The sequence below is a fragment of the Rummeliibacillus pycnus genome (assembly GCF_050459865.1).
GTDB lineage: Bacteria > Bacillota > Bacilli > Bacillales_A > Planococcaceae > Rummeliibacillus > Rummeliibacillus pycnus_B.
In genome coordinates this window covers 1-18,444 of sequence record NZ_JBCMNM010000021.1, presented here as the reverse complement: position 1 = coordinate 18,444, position 18,444 = coordinate 1, and the positions used below count along the sequence as shown (strand labels likewise).

Below are 18,444 nucleotides of genomic sequence, written 5' to 3'. Positions count from 1 at the left end.
CTCGAAAAAACAAAGTACATTTCATATTTTGTATATTATACCAAAAAAAACACCTGCTTCTCATAATGATAAGCAAGTGTCACCTTAAATTTTTTGCGTTATTTCTAGGCGAATGCATGGAATGCCTCCAGTTCCATATGAATTTCAGCCAATCTCGCTTTACTTTGTGCGATTTGCTCAGTATCATTCAATTGCAGCGCATCAAACAGTGTAGCTAATTCATAATCCACTTCTAAATGAAGACCTTTTATATATTGCTTTTCAAAATCCACTTTACGAATAATATGAACGACTTGTTTCATGATGATCAGCTCCTTTAATTTGATGTTTAAATGATAAGAAGAAAGAATTTTCTGACCACTTTCTACATTATATTCACTGTACGAAGAATGGTAAGTCCTTCTACAAGATTTTTTCCCATTTTTCAAATAAAATAAACATAAAGTTAAAAAAGGAGAGAAAATAGTGACAGTAAAATGGACTAACAAAGACTTTGAAGTCTTTACAACACCTGGACTTGAACAACGTATGGCAGCACTCATTACGAATGTACGTCCTAAATTTGAGGAACTTGGAACAACTTATTCTACATACATCTCATCTAAAACAGGAGATGAATTTTTTCCACATGTAGCAAAACACGCAAGACGAAAAGTGAACCCGCCAATCGATAGCTGGGTAGCATTCGCCACAAATAAACGCGGGTATAAAGCACTGCCGCACTTTGAAATAGGACTTTTTAAATCTCATATTTTTATCCTTCTATGCGCCATTTATGAAGCTCCTACTAAAAAAGAAATAGCTGAAAATTTATTAAAAAATCTTGATTCCTTTACCATACTTCCAGAAACGTTTTATATTTCTGGAGATCATTTCGCTCCAACTGGAATTCTTTTAGGTGAAGCAATAAACGATGGTTCATTAGAAAAACTTTTAACGCGTTTACGCGATGTAAAAAAAGGAGAATTCTTAATTGGTCTTCAATTACCAAAGGAAAAAGCAATAAAACTTTCTGCGAAAGAATTTTCTAGGGTAGTAGACGATACATTCGACGCGCTATTACCAATTTATAACATTATGGTAAACAAATAATAATAGTATAAAAAGCAATCGGTAAATTCTCTACTACTGAGTAAACCGATTGCTTTTTATTATCTTCCGTGTTTGTTAATACCTTTAATAATTGTGCCATCTGGACTTGTTTTCGTTTGTTTAACAATATCGTAACTTATATAACCACTTTCTTCTTCAAATTCACGGAAAATGGTTTTTTCTTCTGCCATTGAAGGTACAATCTCCTTAAAACGACGATACTTTAATAATACTTCTTCACGTTTTACGCCCTTTTCGTATGCTTTTTCAATAGTTTGAAAAAATGCAATCACATCGACAATTTCATTCTTAGACCAATCGATTGAAAATGGATATGAATATTCCAAATAAATTACCTACTTTCATCATGGTATTATACCAAAGTGTTTCACAATACTATTGTAAACGCTATTGGAAATGGACTGCAACCTTTCTCGTCTGTTAGTAGTATATTCCCTGGGAAATGACTTTATTCTAAAAAAATATTGTCATTAAAAGTGGTATCAAGATTGCACCAACAACTGCTGTCAACGTCATTGAAACCGATCCCATAGATAATGTTTTTTCACCGTATTCAGTAAGCTTTCCTACTCCAATCCCATGTGCACTACTCCCCATTGCAACCCCTCTCGCAATTTCGGTATCAATTTTGCATATTTTGTAGAGATATGGCCCAAACACTGCTCCGATAATTCCCGTAATCATGACAAACACAGCAGTTAATGTTGGATTACCTCCTATTACATTACTAATCTGCATTGCTACAGGTGATGTTATTGATTTTGGAATCAATGTTTTTATATACTCATTTTTTTGTTGGAATAATTCTGCTAATACCAATACAGTTCCTACGCTTGCACTCATTGCTACTGTAATCCCAGTAACAATTGCCATATAATTCTTTTTGATTAATTTTCTTTGTCTATACAATGGTAATGCTAAACTAACTACAGCAGGCCCAAGGAATCGATCAATCCACTGTCCTCCAATCATATAGGTTTCATATGGAATATCGAATATCAATAAAACTCCAACTATCAAAATCGCACATGTAAACACTGGGAATAGAATTGGATGGTAATAACGTTCGTACACTTTTTTCATAAGAAAAAATACAGCTAAAGTGGCAATGCAGATGATGATTGCTAGCATATTAAGTCTCCCTTATTGTTGGATATTTTCAAACGAAGGTTCTTTGATTTTTTCCTTATGGTTTTCATTTTGTTTTTCTACTTGAACCTCTACCAATTGTGTTATTTTTCCAGAAGCAATGATTGAGATTATTGTACTTACTAAAATGATTCCGATAATGATTATCCCTTGCCCTGATATTAATTCTGGATATTTAACAATTCCCACTGTCACTGGGATAAAAAATAACATCATGTACGCAAGCAACAGTTCAGCTCCATTGGCAATCCAACTCTCAGGAATTACTCTTGAAATTAATAAAATAAATAAAATGATTAGCCCTACGATACTTCCTGGAAATTTAATATGTAAAATTGCCATTAACCACTTTCCAAATTCAGATAATAAATATAAAACTACAATTTGCCCTATTATTCTCAAAAACATCAATCCACGTTGTTGCATAACAGAACACCCCTCCATTTTCTAATATACAAAAACTTATCAGAATCTTCTAAAATTGTCTACTTCCTATCTTTCTATCTAACTAGCAACCTCAGCTATTCTCCTGCCTCTCGCTTTTGTAAACTCATCAGCAGATAGTATAGAACCATAAAAAAAGCTAGCCTTTGTAGAATATTCTACAAAAGCTAGCAAAGTACCTAGTAATTTTTTAATCTTCTTTATTTTCGTGTGCACGGTCTTTTTTCAGGATTTTTGAAATTAATTCATATACAAGTGGAACGATTAACAATGTTAAAATCGTTGAACTGATTAAACCACCAATAACAGTTACACCTACACCTTTAGAAATTAGGCCGCCACCTTCAGCACCCATTGCTAATGGAACTAATGCACCGATTGTTGCAATGGCTGTCATTAAGATTGGACGTAACCGTGTTGCACCTGCGTCAAGTATTGCTTCACGCATTGTTTTACCAGCATGTTCCATATGAATGATGCGGTCTACTAATACAATCGCATTTGTTACCACGATCCCTATTAACATCAATAACCCAATCATGGAAGATACACTAATTGTTTCACCTGAAATGTATAAAGCAACAAGTGCACCAATTACTGTAAATGGTAATGAGAATAGGATAGCAAAAGGAGCTAATCCTTCACCAAATGTTACGACTAATGTAAAGTATACAATGGCAATCGCAGCAGCAATCGCTAACCCTAATTGAGTGAAGGCTTCTTTCATATCTGCTGTAACTCCGCCCGTATTAACTTCTACATTATTTGGTAAATCTAATTTATCAATTGCTTTTTGAACTCCTGAAGATGCTTTTGTAATATCTTTTGATGTAACAGTTGCTGTTACACTAGCATAAATTTTACCTTTACTACGGTTTACTTGTGTTGAAGTTGTGCCTTCTTTAACATCAACAACATCTGACACTTTTACTTTTTTACCGACAGGTGTATCAATCTCTTCATCTAGCACTTCTTGGAATTTATCTGGAGAAGCTGCCTCTTTATGAACATTGACATCAAGTTCTTTACCATTTCTTGTGACTGTTGTTAAAACTTCAGTTTGTGTATTTGGATTAATCGCCATCGCAATTTGTCCTGTTGTTAATCCTAAAACTTTTGCTTTGTCTTGATCAATCACTAATGTTTTTTCGGTATAATTTTCAGTTAATGAAGATTTAACATCTTTCAAATTATCTTGATCTTTCATAATTTTTTCTATATCTTTTACTACTGGTCTGATATCTTCTACTGTGTTACCGTAGACTGAATATGAAAGCTCATTACTTGATCCTGAAGATGAGAAGTCTTGGCTTTTCCATGTACCTTTTTGATTAGCACCTTGAACTTCTTTAATAAGTTTTTCTTTTACATTACTAAAGTTTTTCGTATCAGTATCATAGATGACATAGACTAAAGCGCCATTTGTTTGTCCAGGCATCATTGGATTAGATCCGCCGATCGATGATTGGACTGTCTTAACATCCTTTTTATCCATAATCATTTTTTCGATTACTTCTACATCATCAATCACTTTATCACGTGTTTCACCAGGTTCAGGTGTATAAGTTAGGTATACCATTTTTTGTTGATCATCTGGTAAGAAACTAAATCCAACTAATGGTGCCAAGAATAAGCTTGCTACAAGAATTACAATCGATCCTATAGAAGTTATTAATTTATGGTCTAATACCCATGATAGAATGCGTTTATAACCTCTTGCTAATGCACCATGCTCTTCTTTTTTAGTTTGTACTTTGCCATACAGTTCTTTTTTAAATAATGCATGTGCTAAGGCTGGAACAATTGTGATGGCAACTAATAGAGATGCGATTAGCGCAAATGCCATCGTTAAACCGAATGGTAAGAATAACTCTCCGACCATCCCTCCAACTAATCCAAGTGGCAAGAACACGGCAATTGTTACCACTGTAGAAGATAAAATTGGTCTAAACATTTCAAGAGTAGCTTCACGAATTAAAGCTCTACCATGTAATTTCTCGCCTTCAAGATAAATTCTTCGATAAATATTTTCAATAACAACAATCGAGTCATCGATTACACGACCTATTGCTACTGTCATAGCCCCTAATGTCATCATATTTAATGAAATATCCATTTGTTTTAATACAGTTACTGCAATTAATAACGACATCGGAATAGATACAACTGAAATAATCGTTGAACGGAAATTTCGCAAGAATAACATGATGATGATGAATGCAAAGATTGCACCGTATAACAATTTATCAAACATCGTATTCACTGAGTCTTGAATTGGTTGACCTTGGTCTAGTGTTACCTCAATGTCCATACCTTTGTTATCTTTTTCGAATTTCTTAGCTTCATCTTTAACATCATTTACTACATTGACAGTATTTGAATCTTGAGATTTTACTACCTGTACAGATATTGCTGGTTTACCATTTGTACGGGAAACAGATTCGACTTCACCAACTACTTTGATGGAAGCCAATTCACCTAATTTTACAAATGGGCTCGCTTGTGGAGCTTGTAGCGCTGCTTGAGCCCCTGCTACACCCTGAGATGCTTGTGCCTGTGCAGCTTGCGCTTGTGCTTTAGCAGCTGCTGAATTTGCACTTGAGCTTTGCATTGTTACGGGAATTTCTAAGTTTTTCAAGTCTTTAATTGTTGTCATTTTACCATCAACAACAACTGATTGTTCTTCATCCTTGAATTGGAACATACCTAGTGGAACTTTCGTATCCATTGCTTTTACATATTGCTTAATCGTATCTTCTGTTAAACCATATTTCGCTAATTTCTTTTGGTCATAAGTTAGTTCAACTTTATCTACTTGTTGACCAGTTACTGATACAGATGCAACGCCATCAATACCTTCTAATTTAGGTACGAAATAGTTTTCAGTTGTTTTTGTTAAATCTGCAATAGATTGATCCTTATTTGCAACACTTAAAGCTACAACTGGGAAAGCATTGATATTAACACGATCTACAGTTGGCTTTTGAGCAGTTTCTGGAAGTTCTACTTTTTCTAATACTTCCTTAATATTACTAACTGCTTCTTTCATGTCTGTACCATACTTAAACTCTATTTGTAGACTTGAAGCATTTTGATATGAATTGGAATAGACAGCTGAAACACCCTTTAGATGATTCACTGCTTTTTCATATGGGATTGAAATATCGTCAGCTACCTGCTCTGGTGTTGCACCTGGATAAACTGTTGTTACCGTTGCAACTGGAATTGTAATATCAGGTAATGTTTCTAACTTCATCTTAAGTCCTGAATATACCCCGGCAACAGCGACAATAATCGAAAGGAGCCATACTGCCAGTTTATTTTTCAAAACAAATTTAATAAGCGAGTTCATTCATACACCGTCCTTTTTTGACTTACTGGTCACAATTCAATATAATAATGACTAGCTAGTCAAAAGTCAAACCATATAATAGGAAGAATTATAGAAAGAGTGAAAATATGTCTAAACGTGATCTAATTATTGAAAAATCTATGGAGATCTTATCAGAGCGAACAATAGCCTCTACGTCTATCCAAGACATTACAAACGCATGCGGCATATCAAAAGGAGCTTTTTACCTCTCTTTTAAATCAAAAGAGGAACTTCTTATTGCAATTTTTGAGTATATCATCAAAGATATGACATCAAAGTTTCAAAACATATTAAGTTTACAGGTAGAGCCAAAAGAAAAACTAACACAATATTTTTTATCGGCTTTTGAGTTATTCGAAAAAAATTCACCTTTTATCTCAACTCATTTTCGCGAGCTTGTTAGTATTGTGGATCATGATGTGACGGAAAAAATACAAAAACATTTCCTAATTGCTGACAATATGACTTTGTTGTTGCTTAGAGAGGTTTATAGTTCCCAAATTGAAGATAGCCAATTTGATTTACTAATATGTATCCGAGGGCTGATGAAAGGTTATGCGGAATTCATTGTAATCCAAAAACAGTCAATTAACTATTATGAATTAAGCAAACATTTGGTAAACTTCATTGATGTACTTGTTAACGCTAAGTTAAAAACCTTAATAACGAAAGAAATGTATGAACAAAAAACTCGTCACATCAGTAATATTCAAAAAAATGATATAATAATTGAAATAGAAAATTGTAAAGAAGATTATGCAAGCGATTCTTTTACAATAGATACATTCGATTTAATCATTGAAGAATTACAAAGGGAACATCCTCGTAAAGCATTACTACTAGGTATGTCATCTAATTTAATGACGAATAACCATTTGAGATGGCTCTCTGTTTTACTAAAGCAATTTTGCAATGAAATGTAAAAAAGCAGCACAACAATTGTTGTGCTGCTTTTTTATGTGGTTCTACATATATCCCCAAACCATTGCAAGCAATGTACCGAATACAGTGATTAAACCTACAACTACTGAGTAAATAATTGTAATGTATAAAGCTTTCTTATCTTCTGTTTCACCGATATGCATGAACAATACTAACTGTACAATTGCTTGTGCAGCAGCTGTTACAAGTAGAATTGTAATAGCAACAGTGTTAGACATATCTTTAAACATTATTACAGTCAATGCTAAGAGTGTTAAAACAAGAGAACCCACAAAGCCCATTACATGCTCTTTTGGAAATAGTTCTTTCATTATTACAACACTCCTTTCAAATAAACAAAGCTGAAGATGAAGATCCATACAACATCAAGGAAATGCCAGTATAGAGAGAAGATAAATGCTTTATTTGCTGTTTTTGCATTTAATCCACGTTTTTTAACTTGGATTAAGATACTTGCTCCCCATAATAGACCGAATGTTACATGGAGACCGTGAGTACCTAGTAAAGTCATCAAAATAGACAGGAAGGCACTTGTTTGAATTGTAGCACCATCATGAATATATGTTAGGAATTCATTAACTTCAACGCCTAGGAAGACTGCACCTAGTAATAACGTTAAGATGTAGAATACCATCATTGCTTTAGTACGTCCAATACGCATTGCGTGAACACCTAAACCAATTAAGAAACTACTAGTTAAAAGAGCAAAAGTTTCTAACAATACTGGTGGCATTTCAAATAATTCTTTACCTATTGGACCTGAACCTGTGCGATCAACTAATGAAAAATACACACTAAATAATGTCGCAAAGAGGATTATTTCGGCACCAAGGAAAACCCAGAAACCAAAGATTTTTAAATCATTTTCTTCTGTGCTGTATTCTAATGGAACTGATTTGTTTACTTTTGACATTATTTTTCACCTCTCAATCGACGTTCAGTTGCTTCGATTTCAGCCACTTCAATATAATGACCATCATCTTTTTCAAATGAACGATAAGCCATAAATCCTAATGTTAAAACACCAAATACGATTACTAGAGACCAAACACTAAATACGAAGAAGAATGAGAATAAGAACATTACACCAGCCATCCACATTGGAGCGCCACTGTTGTTTGGCATATGAATACGTTCGTATTCACCTGCTGTAATATCTCGTCCTTCTTTTTTCGCATACCAGAATTCATCTAATTGATTGATTTTTGGTACGACCGCGAAATTGTATTCTGGAACTGGACTATGAGTTGCCCATTCAAGAGAACGTGCATCCCATGGATCGCCATTTTCATCACGTGGACTATGACGGAAACTATAGTAAATGTTATAGCAAATTAAGATAAAGCCTACAGCCATTGCAATAGCACCAATGAACGATACCATACTCAATGGACCATAACCTGTGTCAGCTGAGTATGTGTACATACGACGTGCATAGCCATCTAAACCTAAGATAAATAGTGGGAAGAAGGCTACATTAAAACCTACTACAATAGTCCAGAAAGCTGATTTACCTAATTTTTCATTCAAACGGAAACCAAAGATTTTTGGCCACCAGAAATGATAACCTGCTAATACCCCAAATACTGTACCTGGGATTAATACATAGTGGAAGTGAGCAACTAAGAACATTGTATTATGATATTGATAGTCCGCACTTGACATTGCAAGCATTACCCCTGTAACCCCACCAATTGTGAAGATAGGAATAAATGCTAATGCCCAAAGCATTGGTGTTGTAAATGTAATTTTCCCGTGTCGCATTGTTAGCAACCAGTTAAATATTTTAACACCTGTCGGAACTGCTATAAGCATTGTTGTAATAGAGAAAATACTATTAACCATTACACCATGTCCCATAGTATAGAAGTGGTGAACCCATACCATGAATGATAGTAATGAAATAACAACCATACTCATTACCATTGATTTATAACCAAATAAGTTTTTGCGTGAGAATGTTGAGATAATCTCACTATAAATACCAAATGCTGGTAGAATAACGATATAAACTTCAGGATGTCCCCAAACCCAGAACAAGTTAGCCCAAAGCATATCCATACCGCCATCTTGCATAGCAAAGAATTTAGTACCAAATTGACGGTCTAAAGTCATCAATGCAAGTGCTACAGTTAATACTGGGAATGCAAATGTAATAATAACATTTGTAATTAATGCTGACCAAGTGAACATTGGCATTTTCATTAATTTCATACCTGGTGCACGCATTTTCACGATTGTCGCAATGAAGTTAATACCAGTCATTAAAGTACCAAGACCTGCGATTTGTAAAGACCAAGCATAATAGTTATTACCAACGCCAGGGTTAAATTCAGTACCTGCTAATGGGAAATAAGATGTCCAACCTGCGTTTGGTGATCCCCCAATTATGAATGATACATTTAATAATCCACATCCAGCTGCGAATAACCAGAAGCTAAGTGCATTTAATCTTGGGAATGCCACATCTCGTGCACCAATTTGAAGTGGTACAACGACATTCATCAAACCTATGATAAATGGCATTGCCATGAATAGAATCATGACTAAACCATGTGTTGTGAAAATTTCATTATAATGCTCTGCGTTAAGCAATTTGTTTTCAGGAACTGATGTTTGTGCACGCATTAATAATGCATCAATTCCACCTCTAAATAGCATAATCAATGCTACTAAGATATACATGACACCAATTTTTTTATGGTCAACAGTAGTAAGCCAGTTTTTGTAAAGCCAGCCCCACTTTTTGAAGTAGGTCAATCCAACAACAATGGCAATAGCGCCAACAACGATACTAATTGCTGCACCCAAAATCATCGGCTCTTTCATCGGAGCGAATAATTCTTCCATGTTCATGTGTGTAACTCCTTTCTTGCCTCATTTCTATTATTTAGACATATCCATGCCTTTCATATCCATGCCTTTCATATCATCCATATTGTGTGAATCATTTTTGTGTGACTCACCATGTTTGCTCATATCCATTTCTGGAGCTGGACTGAATGATAAGTGTGTAGAAGAGAAACTTTCACGTCCTACAAATGGTGTTTTTAATAATTTATTGAATTTTGCTTCAGTTAGTTTTGGTTCATTTGCTTTTACATCTTTTACCCATTTGTCAAATTTATCTTGTGACATTGCTTGAGTTTCAAACTCCATTTCCGCAAAACCTTCACCATTAAAGTTAGAGTTACGACCCATATACGACCCTTCTACATCCGCAGCAAGGTGAAGTTTATTTACCATATCACTCATGGCATATTTTTGACCGGCTAACTGTGGAATCCAGAAACTTGTAATTGGACCAAATGAATATAATCTAAATTCAATTGGACGATCTGTTGGGATATTTACATAATTAACTGTTTCAATATTTTGTTCTGGATAGCTAAAGTGCCATTTCCAATCTGAAGATGATGCATAAATAACAAGCGGTTTTTTGTTGTCATAACCTGTTTGTTGATGTTCAACTTTTGATGTTGTAAATACCGTTACAACGGATAAAACAGTTACTATAACAATTGGAATAACCGTCCATATAATTTCTAACTTTGTACTACCCTCTTCATGTGGCGGTTCATAACCTGCTGGTTGTTTAGATGCACGATATTTCGACAACATGAAGACAAACAATACATATACAACCAATAAGATAAACGCCATCACTAATATAGAAAAGATGATTGTATTTGATAAAGTTTTCGCATTTGGCCCTTTTGTATCGAATATCATTAATGGTTGACATCCAGATAATATCATAGTCATGAACGCCAAAACAGCAGGCATAATAAGCACTTTTTTCTTCATAATGTACTCCCTTCTCAAAAAACAATTAAAACAATTGTCTTTCTAAAATCTATTGAATTAGCTTTCTGGTTGAAGATTAGCTACAGTTATAGATGTGTAAGCATATGAAATTCACTCAATGGTTTAATAGCTCCTGTCATATGAACGGACGATAGTTAACTATTCTTACACTCTATATAGTGAAAAGTAGGCACCCAAGTTTTCGCACCTTTTCCTTCTGAGGACTTTCAATCTCTCGCTAGATTCATTTGACATTATACGCCCATATTTTTAATAAAAAAATAAAAAGTTCTCCAATATCATAATTAATTCAATGTTATTTGAACGTTTTGTGGACATAATTTGTATAAAATGTGGACACATTTTAAATATGAATCTATAGTATTAAAAAAAATCCTACAATAAACAATGTTGTAAATGAAATTCATCACTTTATTTCCTAAATTATACAAAATCAATATTTCCGAAAAAAGAAAATCATCTGTAACGTAAATTTAGTTACAGATGATTTCACCTATCATTTTTTATTTTTGTTAAGTTTTTGTAATATTCATGTGAAGTTTTCCTATTTTCTCCATTTGAGCAACATTCGTCACAATAAATGATATTAGCTCAAAATCAATTCTATTATTACAAAGCTGGAGCAGATCCTCCGTCAATATTTATAGCAGTACCACTTACATAAGAAGCTGCGTCAGAGACTAAAAATGTAATTACATTAGCTGCTTCTTCTGTATCTCCTATCCGTCCAAGCGGAATTGACTTGCCCACTTTTCTTGAATATTCTTCCCAAGTCAATTCAGGCGCATCAGTTTGCCATTTTCGTTCAATTTGTGCACTTCGAATTAATCCTATGCAGACTGTATTAACGCGTACATTCATTGCCCCTACATCTTTACTCATTGCATTTGTTAAAGCCATTCCTGCAGCGCGGCTAACAGTTGTTGGGAGTGATGATGCTGGTGGTGTTTTTCCAAGTACTGCCGTGACATTGACAATGGCACCACCACCTGCTTGTTCCATATGAGGTAGCGCTGCTTTAGATGTATAGATTGAGCCAAATAGTTTTAAATCTACATCTCTTTTCCAATAATCAGAATCTACATCTAAGAATGAATGAGCTGCTGAAGTACCAGCGTTATTAACCAATATATTTAACTTACCAAATTTCTCTACTGCTTTTGCAATAACCTTTTGACAATCTTCTTCATTTGTAACATCAGCTACTACAGTTAGCACTTCTTTATCTGTTTCATCTAATATACTTTTAGCCGCTTCATCAAGTGCTGACGCTGTTCTTGCACAAATAACAACATCTGCACCTTCCAATGCTAATTTAGTTGCAGTTGCAAGACCAATGCCTTTACTTGCTCCAGTCACAACTGCAACTTTTCCTTCTAATCCCAATTCCATTTCTTTCTCTCCCTAGTATTAAAATATAATTATCATAGTCTAAGTGACCCTATCTTTTCTTTTAGCAAGAAAAAATGTAAGATAATTATAATTAATCCAAATATTTAGATAATATGTTTTTCAATATTTTAAGGTCAGGCAGTGATGATTTTGAGTACTATGAATCTACAGCGAAAGATTTTCCTTTTTGGTGCACTATTTGTCACATTCTTAGCTACTGTTATTGGAATTTTATTTTACTTTACCATATCAAAAGCAATAGAAACACAAATTGGCTCCCAAGCTCTTAGTATTGCAAAAACAACTGCAAATCGCTCAGATGTTATTGAAGCTTTTCATTCCTCTAATCCCACTAAGATACTGCAACCCATCGCGGAAAAGATTCGAATGGAAACGAATGCTGAATACGTAGTAATCGGCAACAAAAGTGGTATCCGTTACGCTCACCCTGTAAAAGATCGAATTGGGCATAAAATGGTCGGAGATGATAATGAGAGAGCTTTAGTAAATGGGGAATCTTACATTTCTGAAGCAGAAGGTACACTCGGTGAAGCCATTAGAGGAAAAGCTCCTGTTCTTGATAAAGAAGGTAATATAATTGGAATTATCTCTGTAGGCTTTTTAAAGAAAAATATTTATAGCGTTTTCCTAGAGTATGTGGATAATATCGCATATATAGTCATTATTGCCATTCTTATTGGCATTGTTGGATCAAACATTCTCTCTAAAAACATCAAAAAAGTGATGTTTAATCTAGAGCCTGCTGAGATAGCGAATTTACTAACCCAAAGAAATACTTTAATAGAATCAGTACGCGAAGGAATTATCATGGTAGACGCAGAAGGTAAAATCACAATGATTAATTCAGCTGCGAGTGATACCCTCTCGATATCTGCAGAAACTTCACTTATTGGTCGTTCAATCAATGAAATCATCCCGAATTCACAACTACTAGATATACTTGTTACTGGAGATAAACAACTAGATCGACCGATGCATATTCTAGGAAAACAAACAATCGTTAATAGAATTCCAATACGAATAGGAGACAAGATTGTCGGAGCGGTATCAAGCTTTCGCTTGCAATCCGAAATTGATCAGTTAGCTATAGAACTTTCACAAGTTAAGCAATATACTGAAGCATTACGTTCACAAACACATGAATATAAAAATTTCTTATATACTATTTCTGGATTAATTCAACTACATTCTTATGATGAAGCATTAGAGCTAATTCATGAGGAAACGGAAGAACATCAATCACTAATCAAAATTATTACAACAAAACTAAATGATCCATACATCTGCGGTATTATTATTGGTTTCTATAATCGTGCTAAAGAATTAAAAATACGTTTTATCTTGGATGAAGATAGCAATTTGTCAAAGCTTCCTAAACATCTAGATAAATATCATTTCGTATCGATTATTGGAAATTTAATAACAAATGCCTTTGAAGCTGTTGAACGGTTACCTGAAAAAGAACGAATTGTACGCTTTTTAATCTTCGAAAATGGAACAGAAATCGTAATGGAAGTAGAAGATAGTGGTGATGGAATTCCCGAAAATATTCTTAACTCATTATTTAAACAAAGAATTTCAACTAAAGCTAAAGAAAATCGTGGGTATGGACTTACAAAAGTGTCTGAAATATTAATGGAGTTAAATGGTTCCGTTTATTTAGAAAAAGGAGATTTAAATGGAGCACTATTTATTACATCAGTACCTCTAGGGGGCATTTCGCATGAATGAGAATATTGAAGTTTTAATTATTGAAGATGATCCACGCATTGCTAAAATACATCAGCGGTTTATCGAGAAAATATCAGGTTTTACAGTAATTGGTTGTGCATCTACTGGTGAAGAGGCCTCTGATTGGCTTTCTGCATTTTCTCCAAATTTAATACTACTCGATGTTTATTTACCAGATACTTTAGGAACCAATCTTTTAGAAATGATACAAAGCCAAAAACAAGATATTGATATTATTTTTATCACTGCTGCTTCCGAAAGCCAAATTGTAAAAAAAGCTTATAAAACAGGTGTTGTTGACTACATATTGAAACCTGTAACATTTAAAAGGTTCAAAGAAAGCTTAGAATCCTACAGGGCAAAATATCAATTATTAATGACGGAAGGCACTATGAATGAGGATACAATTCATACTATATGGAATCGCACTTCTACTCCAAATAAGATGATGGAAGATTTGGCTCTTCCAAAAGGAATTGATTCAATTACTAAAAGAAAAGTATTGGAATATTTAGAATCAGTTGAAGATGGAGTGACTGCAGAAACATTATCAAAAGAAATTGGGGTTAGCCGTTCAACAGCACGGAGATATTTAGAGTTTTTTATTACTGTTGACCTTGGTTTTACAGAATTAATCTACGGAACAGTTGGTCGTCCAGAAAGAAGATACTTCTTTAAACGTTCATAAATTTTATGGACAAAATCATCTTTATGCTACTTATCTAGCTTATCACCAAAACACCAAATCGTTTAAATTATCTGATAAATTGATGATACGCGTTATGAAAACGCTATCATCTTTTTTTATTTCATAGGGGGGTATTTAATTGTTTAAAAAACTTTTATCAATTACTTTGATGGGAGCATTTGCAATTGGAATGGCTGGTTGTTCATCTAGTAATTCAAACAGTGGTTCATCTGCTACAAAATCTGATTATCCAAAAAGCAATATCTCTATTGTAGCACCATCAGGAGCTGGAGGTGGTTGGGATTTAACTGCACGTTCCATTGCAAAAACGATGAATGATACAAAATTAATTGAAAAACCGATTCAAGTAGAAAATAAACCAGGCGGTGGTGGTGCTGTATTTATGGCCCAATTCGCAACAAAAGAAGTTAAAAACGATTACATGTTAATGGTCAAATCTCCACCAATTTTAATCAATCATGATAAAGCAGAAGGAAATAGCCCATATGGCTACAAGGATACTCGACCTCTAGCTCAATTAACGCGAGATTATGGTGCTATCGTTGTTAAAAAAGATTCACCATATAAAACTTTAGAGGATCTACTAAATGCTATTAAAAAAGATCCAAAATCTATTACTCTGGCAGGCGGTTCCGCACCAGGGTCTATGGACCACTTGGTTGGAGTTTTACCTGCATTCAAATTTGGTATTGATCCTGCTTCTGTGAAGTATGTTTCATATGATGGTGGTGGTGAAGCCATTGCTGCATTACTTGGTAATAATGCCGATGTTATTGCAACTGATGCTTCAACTATTGCTACCTATGTTAAATCTGGCAATGTCCGTGTATTAGCAGTTAGTTCATCTGAACGTTTAAAAGGTGAATTAGCAAATGTACCAACCTTTAAAGAAAGTGGTGTAGATGCTGAATTTACAATTTGGCGTGGCATTTTTGGACCAAAAGATATGTCTGATGCTGCTTTCAATTATTGGTCAGAAAAATTAAAAGTTATGGTTGAAACAGAGGAATGGAAAGCTGAGTTAGAAAAAAATGGTTGGGAAAGTGAATATCGTAATGCTGATGATTTCACCACTTACTTAGAGGAACAAGATAAAGTTATTGTAGAATTATTGACTGCTTTAAAAATGCAAAAATAATGTACAAGAGACGACTATTTCAGTCGTCTCTTCTTAATCGGAGGTGCATGATTTTGAATAAAACATTCGATCGATATGCTGGTATTATTTTCTTGGTTATTGGGATTTTATTCTTTGTAGAAAGTTTCCGCATTTCTAATAGCGCTTATGGTTCTACAGTTGGTCCAAAGACTTTTCCAATCGGATTAGGCATTATATTGATTTTACTTAGTATGCGACTTATCTATGAAACTTTTGTTGTAAAGACATATAAGAACGATTCAGATAAAGAATCTACAAAGTTAGAGATTAAAAAGTTTTTGATTATTTTTATTAGCGCTGCTTTATATGCCTTTTTACTTGAAAAACTTGGTTATATTCTTTCCACATTCTTATTTCTTCTTGTTACATTTCAAACGATGGAGCGCGGGAAGATTGTTTATTCAGTCCTTATTTCAACCTTATTCTCTGTAGGCGTATATTTCTTCTTCTCGAATTTACTAGGTGGTTCTTTACCTGGTTTTCCAACATTTTAAAGGAAAGGAGCAAAACGATGAACACTTTACAATTTTTATTAGACGGATTTAGTATTGCATTTCAATGGCATAATTTATTATTTGCCTTTATAGGGGTAGTTATAGGAACTGCTGTAGGCGTTTTACCTGGTATTGGACCCATGAGTGGTGTCGCATTATTGATACCTGTGACAGCTAGCATTACATCTGGTATGCCAACTACAGATGCTGCTGCAAGCTCCATTATATTATTAGCTGGCGTATATTATGGTGCTATGTATGGTGGTTCTACAACATCTATTTTACTTAATACACCAGGTGAATCATCTTCTGTTGTAACAACACTTGATGGCTATCAAATGGCCAAACAAGGTAGAGCTGGCGCCGCTTTAGCCATCGCTGCTATTGGTTCTTTCTGTGCTGGAATTGTTTCATTAATTGGGCTTATTTTATTAGCTGAACCTTTATCCAACGTTGCCCTAAAATTCGGTCCTGCAGAGTATTTTTCTCTGATGTTACTTGGTTTAGCTGCTGTAAGTGGATTAGCCGGTAAGTCGATTACAAAGGCATTAATTATGACAGTAATTGGCCTTATGCTTGGTACAGTAGGCATTGATGCAGTTTCAGGCATTGCCCGCTTCACTTTTGACTTACCCATTTTATATTCTGGATTTGAATTTTTAACAATTGCTGTTGGTTTATTTGCTCTTGGAGAAGTTTTTAAGACGATTATTGAACGTGACGGGGAAGATGGAGCTATTGCTAAAATCAATCGAATTTTACCAACAAAGCAGGATTTGAAAGATAGTGCTGCACCTATTGCTAGAGGTTCATTACTTGGCTTTTTTATTGGCGTATTACCAGGTGCTGGTGCAACGCTAGCATCCTTCTTCTCATATATTACCGAAAAGAAATTCAGCAAGAATCCTGATTCTTTTGGTAAAGGCAACATTGCTGGAGTTGCTGGCCCTGAATCTGCCAATAATGCAGCCTCTGGAGGAGCAATGATTCCACTACTAACTCTAGGTATCCCTGGATCAGGTACGACAGCTATTTTAATGGGCGCTTTAATCATGTACAATATTCAGCCAGGTCCATTATTATTTGATGAACATCCTCAGGTTGCTTGGGGCTTAATAGCTAGTATGTTCATAGGAAACTTAATGCTATTAATATTAAACATGCCACTAGTAAGGGTGTTTGCTAAGGTGATTCAAACCCCAAAAAAATATTTACTTCCAATCATTGTGGCAATCTCCTTCTTTGGTGTTTATGCAGTGCAATATACAACATTCGATCTCTATTTACTTCTCGCTTTCGGTATTTTTGGTTATTTTCTTGTTAAAAATGATTTTCCTGTTGCACCGCTTGTTCTAGCACTTGTATTGGGACCGATGATTGAAAATAATATGCGTCGTGCCCTTACTATTTCAAATGGTGATTTTAGTATTTTTATTTCAAAACCATTGTCACTTGTTTTTTTAATTGCTGCAGCTGCATGGATATTAATTCCTTTACTTATGAAAATGAAAGGAAAAAATGTTGTTATAAATGAAGAAGAATAAGCAGTGAAAATTATGCTTTTAATCAAATCATGCATGAATAAAGGAGTAGATAATTGATTCGTTTTATATCTACTCCTTTGTCTAAGTTACATAAATTAATTTCATTAAACCATTTTCGGTTTATAAATTCGTATGTTTCAACAGATTAACTTTTCAATAATCAGATTTGGATGTTCCGCTCAATTGGGAACTTTTCATCAGTTACCACATCAATCTTGGAATATCTAAACGAATCAATCTCATAAATCTATTTTCAGTTTTTAAATATGAACATTTCAACACATTAACTTTTAACTATTCAGATTTGGATGTTCCACTACAGATGGTACTTTCCACGGGCTTGGCTTCAATCTCCTGTTACTACGTTTAGGGTACTGATAAAGTAAAAATAGATAAAAATTTATAATAAAAATCTTGTATAGCTATCTTTGTTGATGTGGAGTTAGCGAAAATTCTTTTTGATCTGCAAGAGCAAGAAGAATTTTCTGCGACGAAGCTAGCGAAGCGATGCAGGAGCAATGTTTACCTGCGGGAAAGCGAGACAG

At 34.4% G+C, this 18,444-nt stretch carries 17 protein-coding genes; 7 read left to right on the top strand and 10 right to left on the bottom strand.

Annotation, left to right across the window (positions count from 1 at the left end):
- Nucleotides 1–104 precede the first annotated feature (104 nt).
- On the bottom strand, nt 105–302 hold the full coding sequence (locus tag ABE048_RS05450) for a hypothetical protein (RefSeq protein WP_430309709.1): 198 nt from the start codon (nt 300–302) through the stop codon (nt 105–107).
- Nucleotides 303–462: 160 nt separating this feature from the next.
- Here ABE048_RS05450 and ABE048_RS05445 point away from each other — a divergent pair, with 160 nt between their 5' ends.
- The gene (locus ABE048_RS05445; protein WP_430309810.1) at nt 463–1,092 is read left to right on the top strand and encodes a YktB family protein; all 630 of its coding nucleotides are present in this window, start codon (nt 463–465) and stop codon (nt 1,090–1,092) included.
- 59 nt (nt 1,093–1,151) lie between these two features.
- On the opposite strand, the gene ABE048_RS05440 is transcribed toward ABE048_RS05445, so the two are convergent.
- From ABE048_RS05440 to ABE048_RS05425, 4 genes are all read right to left on the bottom strand, one after another.
- On the bottom strand, nt 1,152–1,439 hold the full coding sequence (locus ABE048_RS05440) for a UPF0223 family protein (RefSeq protein ID WP_430309708.1): 288 nt from the start codon (nt 1,437–1,439) through the stop codon (nt 1,152–1,154).
- 127 nt (nt 1,440–1,566) lie between these two features.
- Nucleotides 1,567–2,244 (bottom strand): LrgB family protein, encoded by a 678-nt coding sequence (locus ABE048_RS05435; protein WP_430309707.1) that lies wholly within the window; start codon nt 2,242–2,244, stop codon nt 1,567–1,569.
- Between the two features lie 12 nt (nt 2,245–2,256).
- Entirely contained in the window at nt 2,257–2,688 is a 432-nt protein-coding gene (locus ABE048_RS05430) for a CidA/LrgA family protein (RefSeq protein WP_430309706.1), read from the bottom strand.
- Between the two features lie 208 nt (nt 2,689–2,896).
- Nucleotides 2,897–6,058: an efflux RND transporter permease subunit gene (locus ABE048_RS05425; RefSeq protein ID WP_430309705.1), complete on the bottom strand. Its 3,162-nt coding sequence runs from the start codon at nt 6,056–6,058 to the stop codon at nt 2,897–2,899.
- A 107-nt stretch (nt 6,059–6,165) separates the two neighbouring features.
- On the opposite strand from ABE048_RS05425, the gene ABE048_RS05420 reads away from it, so the two are divergent.
- A complete protein-coding gene (locus ABE048_RS05420; RefSeq protein WP_430309703.1) occupies nt 6,166–7,002 on the top strand; it encodes a TetR/AcrR family transcriptional regulator in 837 nt (278 codons plus the stop codon).
- A 42-nt stretch (nt 7,003–7,044) separates the two neighbouring features.
- Here the strand turns inward: ABE048_RS05420 and qoxD are convergent, their stop codons facing one another.
- The 5 genes from qoxD to ABE048_RS05395 all read right to left on the bottom strand — a co-directional run bounded on the left by qoxD (nt 7,045) and on the right by ABE048_RS05395 (nt 12,241).
- Nucleotides 7,045–7,332: a cytochrome aa3 quinol oxidase subunit IV gene (qoxD, locus tag ABE048_RS05415; protein WP_430309702.1), complete on the bottom strand. Its 288-nt coding sequence runs from the start codon at nt 7,330–7,332 to the stop codon at nt 7,045–7,047.
- Nucleotides 7,333–7,334: 2 nt separating this feature from the next.
- Nucleotides 7,335–7,934, bottom strand: coding sequence for a cytochrome aa3 quinol oxidase subunit III (gene qoxC, locus ABE048_RS05410; RefSeq protein WP_430309700.1), 600 nt, complete (start codon nt 7,932–7,934; stop codon nt 7,335–7,337).
- Nucleotides 7,934–9,877, bottom strand: coding sequence for a cytochrome aa3 quinol oxidase subunit I (gene qoxB / locus ABE048_RS05405; protein WP_430309699.1), 1,944 nt, complete (start codon nt 9,875–9,877; stop codon nt 7,934–7,936). The genes qoxC and qoxB overlap by 1 nt, the downstream gene beginning before the upstream one ends.
- A 30-nt stretch (nt 9,878–9,907) precedes the next feature.
- Nucleotides 9,908–10,828, bottom strand: a complete 921-nt coding sequence (qoxA, locus tag ABE048_RS05400) for a cytochrome aa3 quinol oxidase subunit II (RefSeq protein WP_430309697.1) — start codon at nt 10,826–10,828, stop codon at nt 9,908–9,910.
- Nucleotides 10,829–11,458: 630 nt separating this feature from the next.
- A complete protein-coding gene (locus ABE048_RS05395; RefSeq protein ID WP_430309695.1) occupies nt 11,459–12,241 on the bottom strand; it encodes an SDR family NAD(P)-dependent oxidoreductase in 783 nt (260 codons plus the stop codon).
- 144 nt (nt 12,242–12,385) lie between these two features.
- Here ABE048_RS05395 and ABE048_RS05390 point away from each other — a divergent pair, with 144 nt between their 5' ends.
- From ABE048_RS05390 to ABE048_RS05370, 5 genes are all read left to right on the top strand, one after another.
- Nucleotides 12,386–13,993 (top strand): ATP-binding protein, encoded by a 1,608-nt coding sequence (locus tag ABE048_RS05390; RefSeq protein ID WP_430309694.1) that lies wholly within the window; start codon nt 12,386–12,388, stop codon nt 13,991–13,993.
- Nucleotides 13,986–14,681, top strand: coding sequence for a response regulator (locus tag ABE048_RS05385; RefSeq protein ID WP_430309692.1), 696 nt, complete (start codon nt 13,986–13,988; stop codon nt 14,679–14,681). The genes ABE048_RS05390 and ABE048_RS05385 overlap by 8 nt, the downstream gene beginning before the upstream one ends.
- Before the next feature lie 190 nt (nt 14,682–14,871).
- A complete protein-coding gene (locus tag ABE048_RS05380; RefSeq protein ID WP_430309808.1) occupies nt 14,872–15,840 on the top strand; it encodes a tripartite tricarboxylate transporter substrate binding protein in 969 nt (322 codons plus the stop codon).
- A gap of 53 nt (nt 15,841–15,893) precedes the next feature.
- Nucleotides 15,894–16,355, top strand: coding sequence for a tripartite tricarboxylate transporter TctB family protein (locus ABE048_RS05375; RefSeq protein WP_430309691.1), 462 nt, complete (start codon nt 15,894–15,896; stop codon nt 16,353–16,355).
- Nucleotides 16,356–16,372: 17 nt separating this feature from the next.
- On the top strand, nt 16,373–17,899 hold the full coding sequence (locus ABE048_RS05370; protein ID WP_430309690.1) for a tripartite tricarboxylate transporter permease: 1,527 nt from the start codon (nt 16,373–16,375) through the stop codon (nt 17,897–17,899).
- The last annotated feature ends 545 nt before the right edge of the window (nt 17,900–18,444 follow it).

Excerpts from the sequence above, each read along its gene's own strand:
- ABE048_RS05450 (WP_430309709.1), bottom strand. The coding sequence starts at position 302 with ATGAAACAAGTCGTTCATATTATTCGTAAAGTGGATTTTGAAAAGCAA.
- ABE048_RS05435 (WP_430309707.1), bottom strand. The coding sequence starts at position 2,244 with ATGCTAGCAATCATCATCTGCATTGCCACTTTAGCTGTATTTTTTCTT.
- ABE048_RS05430 (WP_430309706.1), bottom strand. The coding sequence starts at position 2,688 with ATGCAACAACGTGGATTGATGTTTTTGAGAATAATAGGGCAAATTGTA.
- ABE048_RS05425 (WP_430309705.1), bottom strand. The coding sequence starts at position 6,058 with ATGAACTCGCTTATTAAATTTGTTTTGAAAAATAAACTGGCAGTATGG.
- ABE048_RS05420 (WP_430309703.1), top strand. The coding sequence starts at position 6,166 with ATGTCTAAACGTGATCTAATTATTGAAAAATCTATGGAGATCTTATCA.
- qoxD (WP_430309702.1), bottom strand. The coding sequence starts at position 7,332 with ATGAAAGAACTATTTCCAAAAGAGCATGTAATGGGCTTTGTGGGTTCT.
- qoxC (WP_430309700.1), bottom strand. The coding sequence starts at position 7,934 with ATGTCAAAAGTAAACAAATCAGTTCCATTAGAATACAGCACAGAAGAA.
- qoxB (WP_430309699.1), bottom strand. The coding sequence starts at position 9,877 with ATGAACATGGAAGAATTATTCGCTCCGATGAAAGAGCCGATGATTTTG.
- qoxA (WP_430309697.1), bottom strand. The coding sequence starts at position 10,828 with ATGAAGAAAAAAGTGCTTATTATGCCTGCTGTTTTGGCGTTCATGACT.
- ABE048_RS05395 (WP_430309695.1), bottom strand. The coding sequence starts at position 12,241 with ATGGAATTGGGATTAGAAGGAAAAGTTGCAGTTGTGACTGGAGCAAGT.
- ABE048_RS05390 (WP_430309694.1), top strand. The coding sequence starts at position 12,386 with ATGATTTTGAGTACTATGAATCTACAGCGAAAGATTTTCCTTTTTGGT.
- ABE048_RS05385 (WP_430309692.1), top strand. The coding sequence starts at position 13,986 with ATGAATGAGAATATTGAAGTTTTAATTATTGAAGATGATCCACGCATT.
- ABE048_RS05380 (WP_430309808.1), top strand. The coding sequence starts at position 14,872 with ATGGCTGGTTGTTCATCTAGTAATTCAAACAGTGGTTCATCTGCTACA.
- ABE048_RS05370 (WP_430309690.1), top strand. The coding sequence starts at position 16,373 with ATGAACACTTTACAATTTTTATTAGACGGATTTAGTATTGCATTTCAA.